Source organism: Buttiauxella sp. WJP83 (assembly GCF_027594725.1).
Taxonomy (GTDB): Bacteria; Pseudomonadota; Gammaproteobacteria; order Enterobacterales; family Enterobacteriaceae; genus Buttiauxella; species Buttiauxella selenatireducens.
In genome coordinates this window covers 4,172,462-4,188,065 of the sequence record NZ_CP110080.1, presented here as the reverse complement: position 1 = coordinate 4,188,065, position 15,604 = coordinate 4,172,462, and the positions used below count along the sequence as shown (strand labels likewise).

Annotated in this window: 11 protein-coding genes and 3 tRNA genes; 10 read left to right on the top strand and 4 right to left on the bottom strand. The window is 51.6% G+C overall.

Annotation, left to right across the window (positions count from 1 at the left end; all coding sequences use genetic code 11):
- The first annotated feature begins 129 nt into the window (after positions 1 to 129).
- Positions 130 to 1,107, top strand: a complete 978-nt coding sequence (gene epmA, locus OH773_RS19325; RefSeq protein ID WP_270141068.1) for an elongation factor P--(R)-beta-lysine ligase — start codon at positions 130 to 132, stop codon at positions 1,105 to 1,107.
- A gap of 127 nt (positions 1,108 to 1,234) precedes the next feature.
- On the opposite strand, the gene mscM is transcribed toward epmA, so the two are convergent.
- From mscM to rsgA, 3 genes are all read right to left on the bottom strand, one after another.
- A complete protein-coding gene (mscM, locus tag OH773_RS19320; RefSeq protein WP_270141066.1) occupies positions 1,235 to 4,573 on the bottom strand; it encodes a miniconductance mechanosensitive channel MscM in 3,339 nt (1,112 codons plus the stop codon).
- A 57-nt stretch (positions 4,574 to 4,630) separates the two neighbouring features.
- A complete protein-coding gene (gene asd / locus OH773_RS19315) occupies positions 4,631 to 5,596 on the bottom strand; it encodes an archaetidylserine decarboxylase (RefSeq protein WP_270141064.1) in 966 nt (321 codons plus the stop codon).
- Positions 5,597 to 5,800: 204 nt separating this feature from the next.
- Positions 5,801 to 6,856, bottom strand: coding sequence for a small ribosomal subunit biogenesis GTPase RsgA (gene rsgA, locus OH773_RS19310; RefSeq protein WP_270141062.1), 1,056 nt, complete (start codon positions 6,854 to 6,856; stop codon positions 5,801 to 5,803).
- Between the two features lie 113 nt (positions 6,857 to 6,969).
- On the opposite strand from rsgA, the gene orn reads away from it, so the two are divergent.
- From orn to OH773_RS19290, 4 genes are all read left to right on the top strand, one after another.
- Entirely contained in the window at positions 6,970 to 7,515 is a 546-nt protein-coding gene (orn, locus tag OH773_RS19305; RefSeq protein ID WP_270141060.1) for an oligoribonuclease, read from the top strand.
- Positions 7,516 to 7,687: 172 nt separating this feature from the next.
- Positions 7,688 to 7,763, top strand: a tRNA-Gly gene (locus tag OH773_RS19300).
- 67 nt (positions 7,764 to 7,830) lie between these two features.
- Positions 7,831 to 7,906, top strand: a tRNA-Gly gene (locus OH773_RS19295).
- 37 nt (positions 7,907 to 7,943) lie between these two features.
- Positions 7,944 to 8,019: transfer RNA gene (locus OH773_RS19290), tRNA-Gly, on the top strand.
- A 270-nt stretch (positions 8,020 to 8,289) separates the two neighbouring features.
- Here OH773_RS19290 and queG read toward each other — a convergent pair.
- A complete protein-coding gene (gene queG, locus OH773_RS19285) occupies positions 8,290 to 9,429 on the bottom strand; it encodes a tRNA epoxyqueuosine(34) reductase QueG (RefSeq protein ID WP_270141058.1) in 1,140 nt (379 codons plus the stop codon).
- Here queG and nnr point away from each other — a divergent pair.
- From nnr to miaA, 5 genes are read left to right on the top strand one after another with little or no spacing between them, the layout of a single operon-like run.
- Positions 9,428 to 10,954, top strand: a complete 1,527-nt coding sequence (gene nnr / locus OH773_RS19280) for a bifunctional ADP-dependent NAD(P)H-hydrate dehydratase/NAD(P)H-hydrate epimerase (protein WP_270141056.1) — start codon at positions 9,428 to 9,430, stop codon at positions 10,952 to 10,954. The genes queG and nnr overlap by 2 nt on opposite strands.
- Positions 10,947 to 11,408: a tRNA (adenosine(37)-N6)-threonylcarbamoyltransferase complex ATPase subunit type 1 TsaE gene (gene tsaE / locus OH773_RS19275; protein ID WP_183272535.1), complete on the top strand. Its 462-nt coding sequence runs from the start codon at positions 10,947 to 10,949 to the stop codon at positions 11,406 to 11,408. Before nnr ends, tsaE begins: the two co-directional genes overlap by 8 nt.
- A 13-nt stretch (positions 11,409 to 11,421) precedes the next feature.
- On the top strand, positions 11,422 to 12,759 hold the full coding sequence (gene amiB, locus OH773_RS19270; RefSeq protein ID WP_270141053.1) for an N-acetylmuramoyl-L-alanine amidase AmiB: 1,338 nt from the start codon (positions 11,422 to 11,424) through the stop codon (positions 12,757 to 12,759).
- Between the two features lie 9 nt (positions 12,760 to 12,768).
- Positions 12,769 to 14,664, top strand: a complete 1,896-nt coding sequence (gene mutL / locus OH773_RS19265) for a DNA mismatch repair endonuclease MutL (RefSeq protein ID WP_270141051.1) — start codon at positions 12,769 to 12,771, stop codon at positions 14,662 to 14,664.
- The gene (gene miaA, locus OH773_RS19260) at positions 14,657 to 15,604 is read left to right on the top strand and encodes a tRNA (adenosine(37)-N6)-dimethylallyltransferase MiaA (protein WP_270141049.1); all 948 of its coding nucleotides are present in this window, start codon (positions 14,657 to 14,659) and stop codon (positions 15,602 to 15,604) included. Before mutL ends, miaA begins: the two co-directional genes overlap by 8 nt.

The window sequence follows — 15,604 nt, the reverse complement described above, 5'->3', positions numbered from 1 at the left end:
ACGTCACGAAATTCAAATTAGTACTGCCAGATCGGCGCGGCTGGCGATGAAAAATTACTGCGCAAAATTTGTCTCGCTAATGCGTTGCGAGTAGACTTCTCCGCCTTGTTTGAATACGGAGACTCCCTCATGAGCGAAACGGCCACCTGGCAGCCGAGCGCATCCATCCCCAACCTGTTGAAACGCGCCGCGATCATGGCGGTTATTCGGCGTTTTTTTGCCGACCGCGGTGTACTGGAGGTGGAAACACCCTGCATGAGCCAGGCTACGGTAACTGACATCAATCTGTTCCCGTTTGAAACCCGTTTTGTTGGCCCAGGCCACTCTCAGGGCGTCAATTTGTACATGATGACCAGCCCGGAATATCACATGAAACGCCTGCTGGCGGCGGGCATTGGCCCGGTATTCCAGCTGTGCCGCAGCTTCCGTAACGAAGAGATGGGACGTCACCATAATCCAGAGTTCACTATGCTGGAGTGGTATCGCCCGCACTACGATATGTATCGTCTGATGAACGAAGTTGATGATTTGCTGCAACTGGTTCTGGAAACTGATGCCGCTGAAACTCTCTCTTATCAGCAAGCGTTCCAGCGTCACCTGGAAATTGATCCGCTTTCTGCGGACAAAAACCAGCTGCGCGAAGCGGCAGCGAAACTTGATTTGAGCAATATTGCCGATCAGGAAGAAGACCGCGACACCTTGCTGCAACTGCTTTTCAGCATGGGTGTAGAGCCACACATTGGTAAAGACAAGCCGACGTTTGTCTACCACTTCCCGGCAAGCCAGGCCGCACTGGCGCAGATCAGCACCGAAGATCACCGCGTTGCCGAGCGCTTTGAGGTTTATTTCCGAGGTATTGAACTGGCGAATGGTTTCCACGAATTAACGGACGCGCGTGAACAGCAACAACGTTTCGAGCAGGATAACCGTAAACGTGCCGCTCGCGGTTTACCGCAACAGCCAATAGATGTGAATTTGCTGGAAGCGCTGAAAGCCGGATTACCGGATTGTTCAGGCGTGGCATTAGGTGTGGATCGTTTGATTATGCTGGCGTTGAAGGCTGAAAGGTTGGCTGATGTGTTGGCGTTCCCGGTAGACCGGGCGTAGAACAACCCTCACCCTGGCCCTCTCCCTGAGGGAGAGGGGATTTACAGTATTCCCCTTCTTCCCTGAGAGAGAGGATGAACGGTTTTCTCCTTCTCCCTGGGGAGAAGGCCGGGATGAGGGGGAACGTTTACAAACTACCCGGCGTTCTGCCTGCTTTACCTGACGATGTCAGCGTCTTACTACTACGTTGCCCGCCCAAACTATCCAGACGCATCTGGAATGGAGGGAACGGCAGTTCGATACCGTGTTCGCGGAACCCTTGCAGAATCAGCTGATGAATCTCGTGACGCAGCGGCATTCGGTGGTTCATCTCTGCGGCGTAAATACGCAGTTCAAAGATTTGAATACCGGCCTGTAAATCCACCAGGAATGCTTCTGGCGCAGGGTTATCAATCACCAGTGAACAACGCTCTGCCGCTTGCAACAGCACCTTCGTTACCTCTTCGCTGTTAGCATCGGAAGGTGCCGGGACCGTTAACACCACACGAGTAACCGAATCCGACAGTGACCAGTTGATGAACTGCTCGGTGATAAAAGCCTTGTTAGGGACGATTATCTCTTTGCGGTCCCAGTCACTGATCGTGGTTGCTCGGGTGTTGATCTTGGTGACGCTACCGGTGAGATCGCGGATGGTCACGGTATCGCCAATACGAATCGGCTTTTCAAACAGGATGATCAGGCCAGAGATAAAGTTGGCGAAAATCTCCTGCAAACCAAAACCTAAACCCACACCCAGAGCGGCGACGAGCCACTGCAACTTCGACCACTCAATACCAATCATTGAGAAGCCAACCAACGTCCCGACCAGCAACAGCAGGTATTTGGTCACGGTGGTAATGGCGTAACCTGTGCCCGGTGCTAAATCCAGATGCTGCAACAGCGCAAGCTCGAGCAGCGCAGGCAGATTACGAACCAGCTGCATGGTGATAATCAGCACCAGAATAGCAATCAGCACGGCGCCGAGTGTAATCGGCTCAAGGCTTTCCACACCTTGTACCGTTGAGGTCACATCCCACAACGTGATGTTCTCAAGGAAGCCGAAGGCGGAGTGTATTTCTGACCACAATACAATGACCGACAACAGCGCAATCAACATCAGAATCGAGCGCACCAGACGCAAGGATTGTACGCTGATGGTATCCAGATCGATTTCCGGCTCCTCGATGGCTTCCGCCGAACCTTCAGTGCTGTGGGCATGTGCGGGTTCTTCTTCGCCACGGGCACGTTGAGCAAGGATTTCCGCACGGCGATGTTTGGCTCGATCAAATGCCAGACGGCGGCGCTGGATAAGCATCCAACGGCGGAAGATATGGTAAACAACCAGCAACAGGAACCAGATGGCGACGGATGTTTCTAGCCTTGCGAGCAACGCTTGCGCAGTGGCCAGGTAGCCGACAGCCGCTGCCAGAATGGCAAGTAATGGAGCCGCAAGTAGCAGGTTCCACAACATTGTGTTGGCAATGTTTTCGCTATTGCCTTGTTTATCCAGATACAGCGGAATACCGGCGCGTTTCAGGCTTAGAGTGACGAGCGCCATCGCGCCGCAAATTAAAATAAAGCAAAGCCGTCCAAGCGAGTCTGAGAACTCCCTGTCGTTAAGTTTATCAAACATGATCGATGCCATAATCAACGGCACTATCAGACAGATACTCAACATGTAGTAGCGCATAGCGCGAGCCACGCGGTGCTGTGGCCAGCCAAAATGCACAATGAACAAACCATTCGGACGGGCGAACGTCGCACAAATCATCACAGCCCACAGCAGCGGAACTGTCGCTGTCACGCCATCACCTATTGCCACCGCGAGAGGGTACGGCCAGCCGGCTTGCAGCCCGAACCCTAGTGTTGCCCACAGCACCGGCAAAGGCAGCGCCACAAGAATTGACCAGAACACCGTCCGCAACGTTAAGCTGAAATGATCCTGAGTGACCTTACCAACCTTTGCACTGGAGCGTTCAAGGAAGGCCGTGAAATGGCGGCGCGAGCTGATACTGAAGCCCACCAGGATTAATGCGCCGAACAACGGCAGCAGAGTTTCCTTGCTGGTGAGCATCATGATGGTCGCGCTGCCGAGTTGGCTGAACGTATCCATCGACACCAGACGGCGCAAATCCTGCACAATCTCAACCGGCCAGGTGATACCTATCGGGCTGACGTCTGAGGTCCAGAACAGGTAACGGTGGGTCGCCTCATTCACCTCTTTTAACGCATCTTCAAGCTGGCTGTTCGCCACTTTCAGTTTAGTCAGTTCGAGAATCAGGTTATCGCCGCCTTGCAGCAGAGAATTGAGCAATTCGCGCTGGGTACGCAGTTGCGCTTCCAGAATACGATTTTGCTCGCTGGTGAGTTCTTTGCCATCTGCTTGCCGAATCTGGCGTAATTGCTGCTGCTTGTTTAGCAGGTCTTCGTAATGCAGGCGTTGAACGCGCAATTGGCCGAGCTCGGTATCCACCTGCTGGGGTTTTGGCATTTCAGGCAAACGAGCGACCTGCGCACGTAATGCTTCACCGAGAACGTTCGAAACGCCAAGCCATTGTGACTGCTCGCGTAGCGTGTTCAGTGCCTGACGAACTTGCAACGTCTGGCTGGATGCCTGGCGCTGTTGAGACGCGACCAAATCCATTCGTTGAGCCTGTTGGTTCAGCGCCTGGGACAATTCGCGGTTATTTTTAAACTGCTCAACAATATCTGCGGGCAGGTTTGCGCTGCTTTCTGCCAGCAATTCGGTACTTTCCAGGGCTTTTTCAGCTTCACGCTGACGCTGGTTATTGAGTTGATTACGCAATGCCTGAAGATAAGCATCCAACTGTGTGCTCTGTTTTTGGGCCAGTTCGGCCCTCAGGCGCGCGAGTTCCTGGCGGTTACTGGCTGACAGTTGCGCCAGCTCCAGTTCATCGACTAGCGCTTTCAGGCGCACAGATTCGGCCTGCAAAGAGAAACTTTGCGCCTGTGCTAACGGTGTGCTGGTGGCTGGCAGGGTTCCAATCCGGCGTTCAACGTCGTTTAACTGACGGCGTGCATCGGTTTGCTGCTGCGGGAGTTGGCTGAGCGAATCAGTGATTTCGCGAGTACGTTCCTGCTCTTGCTGCGCAAGGCGGCTTTTATCCAACAACTGGCTACTTACTTGCAGGATTTCCTGATTCAGCGCATCGGTCGACAAGCCTTCCGGCACTTTTTGCGGTTCATCGCTCAGGTTGTTGATCTGTCGGCGTAAGGTGTCAGAGAGCTTTGGGAAATTATCTATGACTTGCTGATATTGAGTGGCTCGTTCCAGGGAGACTTTGCGTTCATCAAGCGAATTGAGGGCAGCCTGAAGCGCTTCCACGATTTCAGCGTTACCAGGTTTGTCTTTTGCAGACTTAGCTTGTTCAAGTTCCTGGGAGATTTGCTTGGCGTCAGGGGCCGTTGCGGCGTACAGCGGTGAGCTAAGGCACAAACCGATCAGAAATGTGATTATCAGGCGCACGGCACGTCGGTTCCTATAGGTGAAACAGCCCTCGTTGTGAGGGCTGAGGATAACGAGTTAAACGTCTGGCTTGTTTTCTGGTGGTGGGCTGGTTTCCGTTTCCGCTGCAATTTCTACTTCAGAGATTTCGCTCACCGGCACTTCTGGTTCGTTTCTGAATTCGGTGGAAATAGCCAGCGGCTCACCAATCTTCGTGGCTGACAGGTTTTGTAACTGCTCGACCAGATTCACTTTACCTGGGGCGAACAAGTTAATGACCGTCGAACCCAGTTTAAAGCGACCCATTTCCTGGCCTTTTAACAGGGCCACAGAACCTTCGCTTTCACCCGCAGGCCATGTCCAACGTTTAATCACGCCTTCACGTGGTGGAGTGATCGTCCCAGCCCAAACGGTTTCGATGCTGCCAACAATGGTGGCACCCACCAGAATCTGCGCCATCGGGCCAAACTCGGTGTCGAACAGGCAGATAACGCGCTCGTTACGAGCAAACAGATTCGGTACGTTTTGCGCCGTTAAATGGTTCACGGAGAACAGGTCGCCCGGCACGTAAATCATTTCGCGCAAAATACCGTTACACGGCATGTGAACGCGGTGGTAGTCGCGAGGTGACAGATACGTCGTAACGAAGCTGCCGTTACGGAACAAATCTGCCATTAAGTAATTACCCGCCAGCAGGGCTTCAAGGCTGTAGTTGTGGCCTTTTGCCTGCAAGATTTTGTCTTCTTCGATTGGACCTAACTGGCTGATAACGCCGTCTGCTGGCATCACCAGCACATTCGGGTCGGTATTCACAGGACGAACATCGTCACGCAGCGGGCGTACGAAGAATTCATTGAAGGTGCGATAGCTGGCGGTGTCCGGCTTCTGTGCTTCCTTCATGTCGACTTTGTAGTATTTAACGAACAGGTCGATAACCAGTTTGGTCAACCAGCCAGCTCGTTTGCTTGCACCCCAGCCTGCCAGGCGAGTTAGCCAAAGTTTAGGCAGAATGTATTGGAGTGAAAGTTTAAATTTGTCTAACAAGATAGCCTCCTGGCTAATGCCCGTCGTCTTTCAAGCCGCAGGCGTGTTGGCTACGTTCGCTCACCCGAATCACTTACTTATGTAAGCTCATCGGGCCTCGTTCTCTTGCCGCCTTCCTGCAACTCGAAATACATTGGGCATAGAGATATATGCGTACACAAAAAGAAAAATGGAGCGCGATTCTAGCGATGCCCAGCTTAATTGTCAGCGGTCAGTATCGGAAAAGGTTTTACGCGATTTTACCTCGGACATGCTTTCCAGTATGCGATGGTAGTTTTCGAAACGCGTTTCGGCTATTTCCCCACGTTCCACGGCCTCGCGCAGTGCGCAGCCTGGGTCGTTGGTGTGGCTGCAGTCACGGTATTTGCAACGGCCTAAATAGTCATGGAATTCAGTGAATCCATGGGTCACCTGGTCCGGCTCTAAGTGCCACAAGCCAAATTCACGCACGCCTGGGGAGTCGATGACATCGCCGCCGCCTGGGAAATGATACAGACGCGAAGCGGTCGTGGTGTGCTGACCCAAACCTGAGTTGTCAGAAACGTCATTGACCAGAATCTGGACTTCTTTAAAACCAAGCAGGTTATTCAGCAGGCTGGATTTACCCACGCCCGATTGCCCGGCAAAAATACTGACGCGCCCGATCAGCGCTTCTTCCAACTCTTTCAAGCCTTCTACTTTGTGGCTGGAAACCATCAGTACGCGGTAACCGATTTTGCGGTAGATATCCATTTGTTCGTTGACGAACTTCAGGCCTTCTTCGTCGAGCAGATCGGTTTTGTTCAGCACCAGCAACGGTTCAACGTCGAGGGTTTCGCACGCGACCAGATAACGGTCAATAATATTCAGTGACAGCTCAGGCAAGATTGCGGAAACAACGATGATTTGGTCGATGTTGGCGGCAATCGGTTTTACGCCGTCATAGAAATCAGGGCGTGTCAGAACAGTTTTGCGTTCGTGTACTGCATCAACGATGCCTTTGATGGTGACGCCTGTCGCAGCTTCTTTCGCTGGACGCCAGACCACGTTATCGCCGGTTACCAGCGAACGGATGGTACGACGAATATTGCAGCGGTGAATATCACCACCGGGAGATTCAACATCGGCATGTTGGCCGAAGCGGCTGATTACGCGACCATCGCGCGGCTCGCCAAACTGAGAGTCGTCAGGATCGGCTTTCTCCACAGTCTGTTTAAGCCGACGCTGGTGGTTTGCACTAACCCGGCGCTGCTGTCCTTTGGAGAGTTTATTTTTGCTCAATCTTACTGGCTCCTGGTCGCCCGTGATGGGCAAAACCTCTATGATACACACTATTTTATACGAATTAACCCATCGACAAAGGTGGGCTACGCACAAGAAGGGTGGAAAATAGCATGAGTGGAAATGAAAACAATCTCATTTGGATTGATTTAGAAATGACCGGCCTGGACCCCGAACGGGATCGCATAATTGAAATTGCCACTCTGGTTACTGATGCCAATTTGAATATCCTCGCCGAAGGGCCAACTATCGCGGTTCATCAGTCTGATGAACAGTTGGCGCTGATGGATGACTGGAATGTGCGTACCCATACCGGCAGCGGCCTGGTTGAGCGTGTTAAATCCAGCACAATGGATGACCGTGCGGCGGAACTGGCAACGCTTGAGTTCCTGAAACAGTGGGTTCCGGCAAATAGCTCACCAATTTGTGGTAATAGCATCGGCCAGGATCGCCGTTTCCTGTTTAAGTACATGCCTGAGCTGGAAGCGTACTTCCACTACCGTTATCTGGATGTCAGCACGCTTAAAGAGCTGGCTCGTCGTTGGAAACCTGAAATTTTGGCTGATTTCAAAAAGCAGGGTACTCATCAGGCAATGGACGATATTCGCGAGTCAGTGGCAGAGTTAGCATTCTACCGTGAGAATTTTATTAAGCTTTAAAGCTTATGAAGGAGGCAAAATGCCTCCTTCGTTGATAAAGTAATCATCTTGTTGGTTTAATCATCACTTGAACATAATTTTTGAAAAAAGTGGTTTGAGGGGCTTGCGACTAAAACGATTTCTCGTATAATGCGCCTCCCGTACCGATGCAGAATTTGCAGCGTTACACAGAGCGGGAATAGCTCAGTTGGTAGAGCACGACCTTGCCAAGGTCGGGGTCGCGAGTTCGAGTCTCGTTTCCCGCTCCAAATTTGATTACAGCAGTACCACCAAATTCGATGGCTTTTAAGCATCAGCTTAAAAGACGAAGAATATGCGGGAATAGCTCAGTTGGTAGAGCACGACCTTGCCAAGGTCGGGGTCGCGAGTTCGAGTCTCGTTTCCCGCTCCAAAATTTGATTTGGCTTTTAAAAGCCAGCACCACCCAAGCGGGAATAGCTCAGTTGGTAGAGCACGACCTTGCCAAGGTCGGGGTCGCGAGTTCGAGTCTCGTTTCCCGCTCCAAATTCTTATCTCCAGTACAAATTATCCACAACGCTAAGCAGCGTCGGTGGTGGTTTTTACGTTCCTGATAAATTGTTGTAAACAGAGTTATCCACAGCTCGCTTCCTTTCTCTTAGATTGCTAATTATTTCTTAACTTTTACATGATTATTTTAATCTATTGATTTTTATCATGTTTTAAATATTTAGAAATGTTAACTCTATCGCTTGACGTTTTTTTTCTTTTTACGCCATAAGGTGTTCTAATTTTTATTCACATCCTGTGGACATGTCACGCATCACGTTTTAACCCCTTTTCAATGACGCGGACCAGGCGCTGTTTTTGCGGTAGCTGGACTTCCGTAGCATCCGCGCTTCGCTTGGTTAATTGTTGCGCAATCGCCCAGTCAATGTGTTCATCAAGAAGTGGGTGCTCACCTTTTCGCTGTTGTAACGCTTCCAAAATTGTTTCATCCCAGGGGGCATTGCCCATCGCCACAGCAATATTTCGCAGCCAGCGCAAATGTCCAATCCGTCGAATCGCTGAACCTTCCGTCACGCGGAGGAAGTAATCTTCACTCCAGCCAAATAGTTCAATGAGTGGCGGTGCATGCAACGCGCGGCGCGGGCTAAAATCGTCTTCTACGGTTAATTGCGAAAAACGGTTCCACGGGCAAATCAGCTGGCAATCGTCACAACCATAGATGCGGTTACCTATTAACGGTCTGAACTCTTCAGGAATTGCCCCTTCCAGTTCAATGGTCAGGTAAGAGATACAACGCCTGGCGTCCACGGTGTAAGGCTCAACAATTGCGCCGGTAGGGCAAATTGTCATGCAGGCCACGCAGCGCCCGCACTTTTCCTCGATGGCTTCATCAACAGGAAGAGGAATGTCGACCAACAATTCACCCAGGAAAAAGAACGAGCCTGCTTCTTGATTGAGGATAAGTGAGTGCTTACCTGTCCAACCCAAACCGGCCTTTTCAGCCAGAGGGCGCTCAAGAAGCGGCGCTGAATCCACAAAAGGTCTAAAATTCAGCGTGGAACAGTGTGACTGGATCATTTCACCCAGTTTTTTGAGCCGATTACGCAGAAGTTTGTGGTAGTCGCGTCCCAGGGCATAACGGCTGATATAGCCGATTTTGGGGTTTTTGAGCGTCGATGCAAACGCAGCATTAGCGGGAAGATAGTTCATCCTCACGCTAATCACACGTAATGTGCCGGGGAGCAATTCGTGAGGCCGGGCACGCATCATGCCGTGACGAGCCATCCAGTCCATCTCGCCGTGGTATTGTTTATCCAGCCACAACTGAAGCGCGGGCTCACTGGCGGTGAGATCGGTATCGGATATCCCCACTTGCTGGAAGCCGAGTTCGATTCCCCACTGTTTAATATTTTGCGCTAATTGATTGAGATCGAGGGGCTGTGACATGACGGACCTGAGCCTAAAAATAACCGCTAAAAGTATACCACACTCAGTCTGGTCAGCAGACTGGCTACGTACAGCGGAAAAGCAGGCAGCAGATGACTTAGGATTAACACTGTATGAATTGATGCAGCGAGCGGGTGCGGCGGCGTTTAATCTGGCTCGCGAGCTCTATCCTCAGAGTCAACATTGGCTAGTGGTATGCGGGTATGGGAATAACGGTGGTGATGGATACGTGGTGGCTCGCCTTGCTCAGGCTGCCGGGCTCCGTGTGACATTGTTGGCGCTGGACAGTGATAAATTATTGCCAGAAGAAGCCGCCACTGCACGGGAAGCCTGGCTGAATGCCGCGGGCGTCATACATACAGCGGAATATCTCTGGGCTGATGATATCGACCTTGTGATTGATGGCATGATGGGAATCGGTCTGAATAGCGCTCCGCGCGAAGCTGCCGCACAGCTTATCGAAAAGTGTAATCAGTGTTCAGCGCCCGTCATAGCGCTTGATATTCCTTCCGGTTTGCTTGCAGAAACAGGCGAAACACCCGGTGCGGTAATACACGCGTCTCATACCCTTACGTTTATTGCCCTCAAACCCGGTTTACTGACGGGAAAAGCGCGTGATGTCGTGGGAACGCTGCATTTCAATGCGCTCGGTCTTGAAGAGTGGTTGATAGGGCAGACCGCGCCAATATCTCGCGTGGATAGCGCACAATTATCCGGCTGGCTGCACCCAAGAAAACCGACATCGCACAAAGGTAGTAACGGGCGCCTGGTGATTATTGGTGGCGATCACGGCACTGCGGGAGCGATTCGCATGACCGGTGAAGCCGCATTGCGTGCAGGAGCAGGCTTGGTCAAGGTGCTGACTCGCTCTGAGAACATAGCCCCTTTACTGACCGCTCGACCTGAATTAATGGTCCTGGAGCTCACACCACATTCATTGGATGAATGCCTTGAATGGGCTGATGTTGTGATAATTGGGCCCGGTTTAGGGCTGCAAGAATGGGGAAAAAAAGCCCTGCAAAAAGTAGAGAACAGCCGCAAACCGATGCTCTGGGATGCCGATGCGTTGAACCTTCTGGCAATCAATCCCGATAAACGTCAGAATCGCGTGATTACGCCGCATCCTGGCGAAGCTGCCCGGTTATTAAATTGCCCAATATCTCAAATTGAGAGTGACCGCTTACTTTCAGCTGACCGTCTGGTAAAACGTTATGGCGGAATTGTGGTCTTAAAAGGTGCCGGTACGGTTGTTGCCAGCCAACACGGTGAATGCGCAATCATTGATGTGGGCAATGCTGGCATGGGCAGCGGTGGAATGGGGGATGTGCTATCCGGAATTATCGGAGCATTGCTGGCACAGAAGCTAACCCCGTATGATGCAGCTTGCGCTGGATGCGTTGCTCATGGAGCCGCAGCTGACATGTTGGCCCATCGCTACGGTACTCGTGGCATGTTAGCAAGCGACTTATTAACGATGCTGTACCCTTTTGTTAACCCGGATTTGAATAGCAAAGAAAATGATTAATCGAGTTATCGCATTACCTGATGAAGACGCGACATTAGCGTTAGGCGCCTGTCTGGCTAAAGCCTGTGTCGGTGCTACCGTCATTCATTTGTATGGTGACCTGGGCGCGGGGAAAACCACATTCAGCCGCGGTTTTGTGCAAGCGCTAGGCCATAAAGGGAACGTTAAAAGCCCAACATATACATTGGTGGAGCCTTACACGCTCGGCGAATTAATGGTGTATCACTTTGATCTTTACCGACTTGCCGATCCAGAAGAACTCGAGTTTATGGGAATTCGTGACTATTTCACTAATGACGCTATCAGTCTGGTGGAGTGGCCGCAAAAAGGTCAGGGTGTGCTTCCAGAACCGGATGTCGAAATCCACCTAAGTTACCAGGCTGACGGGCGCGAAGCGTGTCTGAAAGCAGTTTCCTCATCTGGTGAGTCGTTACTGGCGCGGTTAGCCAAATAACAAGGATGACGGGATGATCTATCGCGTAAAAAGTTGGTTGATGGCTGTGTGTTTACTGGTGTTGACTTCACAGGTCAGTGCCGCAAATTTGGCAGATATTCAGGTATCAAACGGTGATTCTCAGGCCAGAATCACTTTCAGTTTTATTGGCGACCCTGAATATGCATTTTCTCAGGATGATAAGAAAAGCGTTGCTCTGGACATCAAACAAACCGGCGTGATCAAAGGTCTGCCATTGCTATTCAGTGGCAATAACCTGGTGAAAAGCATCCGTTCGGGGCAACCGAAAGATAGCGATTCCCTGCGTCTTGTTGTTGATCTCACCGAGGCGGGCAAAACGCGCGCCGTGAAACAGCAAAATGGTGCTAATTACACGGTAGTGTTCACCATCAATGCTGATGTTCCTCCACCGCCACCTCCGCCGCCAGTCGTGGCCAAACGCGTTGAAGTGCCAGCGGTTACCCGCTCAACGGAACCAGCAAAAAATCCCTTTAATTCACAAACCGTTACTGGCGCAATAAGTTCGAATACTGCGATGCACCCCGCACGTACAGAACACACGAAGCGTGTCAGCACCCAATCCGATGCTGTCGTCGTCGCTATTGATGCCGGGCATGGTGGTCAAGATCCAGGCGCAATTGGGCCAGGTGGCACCAAAGAGAAAAACGTCACCATCTCGATTGCGCGTAAACTTCGCTCACTGCTTAATGACGACCCTATGTTTAAAGGCGTGCTGACCCGCGACGGAGACTATTTCATTTCGGTAATGGGGCGCTCGGATGTCGCTCGTAAGCAGAACGCCAATATTCTGGTTTCGATTCATGCTGATGCCGCACCTAATCGTGATGCAACCGGGGCTTCAGTCTGGGTGCTATCAAATCGGCGTGCGAATAGCGAAATGGCGGGTTGGCTCGAGCAACACGAAAAACAATCTGAGCTACTCGGCGGTGCGGGTGACGTACTGGCCAACAGCCAGGCTGACCCTTATCTCAGCCAGGCGGTACTGGATTTGCAATTCGGCCATTCGCAGCGTGTCGGGTATGATGTGGCAACCAAAGTTCTGTCGCAGATGCAGCGAGTAGGATCGTTACATAAACGTCGTCCTGAACATGCGAGCCTCGGGGTATTGCGTTCCCCTGATATTCCTTCTGTGCTGGTGGAAACCGGCTTTATCAGTAATAACTCGGAAGAGCGCCTGCTGGATAGCGATGACTATCAGCAAAAAATTGCCCAGGCTATTTATCAAGGGTTAAGGGATTATTTCCAGACGCATCCGTTACAATCTGCCCCTGAATCTTCTCAGACCGCACGCTCTGGCGTGGGTATTGATCAGGTCGCGATTACTCAATAAGGATATTTCATGCCGATTCAGGTTTTGCCGCCGCAACTTGCCAACCAGATTGCTGCTGGCGAAGTGGTAGAGCGCCCCGCGTCGGTGGTGAAAGAGTTGGTTGAGAACAGTCTTGATGCAGGCGCGACGCGGATTGATATTGATATCGAACGCGGTGGCGCCAAGCTTATTCGCATCCGTGACAATGGTTGCGGTATTAAAAAAGACGAGCTGGCACTGGCGCTGGCTCGTCATGCCACCAGTAAAATCGCCACACTTGATGACCTTGAGGCCATTATTAGTCTCGGTTTTCGTGGCGAAGCGTTAGCGAGTATTAGCTCGGTTGCACGGTTAACGTTAACGTCACGAACCGCTGAACAAAGCGAGGCGTGGCAGGCCTATGCCGAAGGGCGCGAGCAAGATGTGACGGTGAAACCCGCCGCGCATCCGGTTGGAACAACGCTCGAGGTGCTGGACCTGTTCTACAACACGCCAGCACGTCGCAAATTTATGCGAACCGAGAAAACCGAATTTAACCACATTGATGAGATCGTCAGACGTATTGCGCTGGCGCGGTTTGATGTATCGATCAATCTAACGCATAACGGCAAAGTGATACGCCAATATCGTGCAGTCGCGGAAGGCGCACCACGTGAGCGACGCCTTGGGGCGATTTGTGGCACCGCGTTCCTCGAACACGCGTTGGCCATCGAATGGCAGCATGGCGATTTGGCGTTGCGAGGCTGGGTGGCTGAACCGTCAGCGACGACGCCTGCACTAGCTGAAATCCAATACTGCTATGTGAACGGACGTATGATGCGCGATCGCCTGATCAACCATGCGATTCGCCAGGCCTGTGAAGATAAACTTGGTGCCCTTCAGCAACCCGCGTTTGTGCTATATCTTGAAATTGACCCCCATCAAGTGGATGTGAATGTGCATCCGGCTAAGCATGAAGTTCGTTTTCATCAGTCGCGCCTGGTGCATGATTTTATCTACCAGGGAGTGCTGAGCGTCTTACAGCAGCAGAGCGAAAATCGTCTGCCGCTGGAAGAGTCAGCTGAAGATCCGCAGCCGCGTTGGGAACCCGAAAACCGCGTGGCGTCGGGGCGTAATCAATTTGCGACGCCGACCCCTGCGACGGCACATCGCGAAGCGTCATATCGTGAAACTGCACCACGCAGTTCTGGGCAAAATTTCACTGGGGACAGTAGCGGTAGCGCGAATAAAAGTGCACCGTTGTGGCCCCATGCGGCACCGGGTTTTCAAAAGAAAGAAGGTGCGTTGTACCGCGAATTACTGAATACGCCTGCACCTGCGGTGGAAAATCGTGTTGCTGAGCCTGATGTATTCGACGTGTTAGATGCACATGCGCAGAGTTTTGGCCGCGTGCTGACGGTTCTTGCACCGGATGTCGCACTATTGGAACGCGATGGCAAATTGATGCTGCTCTCACTGAGCGTCGCTGCACGCTGGTTGAGAATGGCACAGCTCGTACCTGGTAGTGAAGGTGCGCGAGCTCAACCATTACTGATCCCTGTTCGTTTAAAAGTCACCAAAGAAGAGCAGGACGTTTTGGTGAAAAATCAGCCGCTTTTGCTGGAAATGGGCATCGAATTTGTTGTGGAGTCGCGTCAAATAACAATTCGCACGGTACCTTTACCTTTGCGTAAACAAAATTTACAAATCTTGATTCACGAACTGCCAGGATACCTGGCGCAACAGACAGAGGTTAACGCAACACAGATTGCTCAATGGTTTGCTCGTCAAATGGACGGCTCTCATGAGCAATGGAACCAGGCGCAGGCTATTGCCCTGCTCGCTGATGTGGAGCGCCTTTGTCCGCAGCTGGTGAAATCACCACCTGGCGGTTTGTTACAACCTGTTGATTTACAATTGGCGATGAACGCCCTGAAACATGACTGAAGTTAAGCAAAACCTGCCACAGGCAATTTTTCTGATGGGGCCGACGGCCTCAGGTAAGACAGCGTTAGCCATTAATTTGCGTAAAACGTTGCCGGTAGAGTTGATAAGCGTCGATTCGGCCCTTATCTATCAAGGGATGGACATTGGTACAGCGAAGCCAACGGCAGATGAACAAGCCCAGGCTCCGCATCGGTTAATGGATATTCTCGATCCGGCACTGTCTTATTCCGCCGCAGATTTCCGGCGTGATGCGCTGGCTGAAATGGCGGAAATTACCGCGAGCGGACGTATCCCCTTGTTAGTAGGGGGAACGATGCTCTACTTCAAGGCATTGTTAGAAGGTTTATCGCCGTTGCCATCCGCCGATCCACAAGTTAGGGAGCGGATAGAAAAACAGGCGGCAGAGCAAGGATGGGATGCGTTGCATCGTGAGCTGGCACTGGTTGATCCGGTAGCCGCAGCACGTATTCATCCAAATGATCCACAAAGGCTTTCCCGCGCACTGGAAGTTTTTTTCATTTCGGGTAAAACTTTAACGGAACTGACACAAACGTCAGGAGAAGCTCTGCCTTACCAGGTGCATCAGTTCGCCATCGCCCCGGCGAGCCGTGAACTGCTCCATCAAAGAATTGAGCAGCGTTTTCATCAGATGTTAGCTTCGGGATTTGAAGCTGAAGTGCGGGCTCTTTTTGCCCGTGGTGATTTGCATACGGACATGCCTTCCATTCGTTGTGTGGGTTACCGGCAGATGTGGTCTTATCTGGCGGGTGAAATTTCACATGATGAAATGGTTTATCGTGGTATTTGCGCGACGAGACAATTGGCTAAGCGACAGATGACCTGGTTGCGAGGTTGGGAAGGGGTTCACTGGTTAGACAGTGATAATCCGTCTCAGTCTTACAACGAAGTAGTACAGGTAGTTAGTGCGAAGCATCAATGA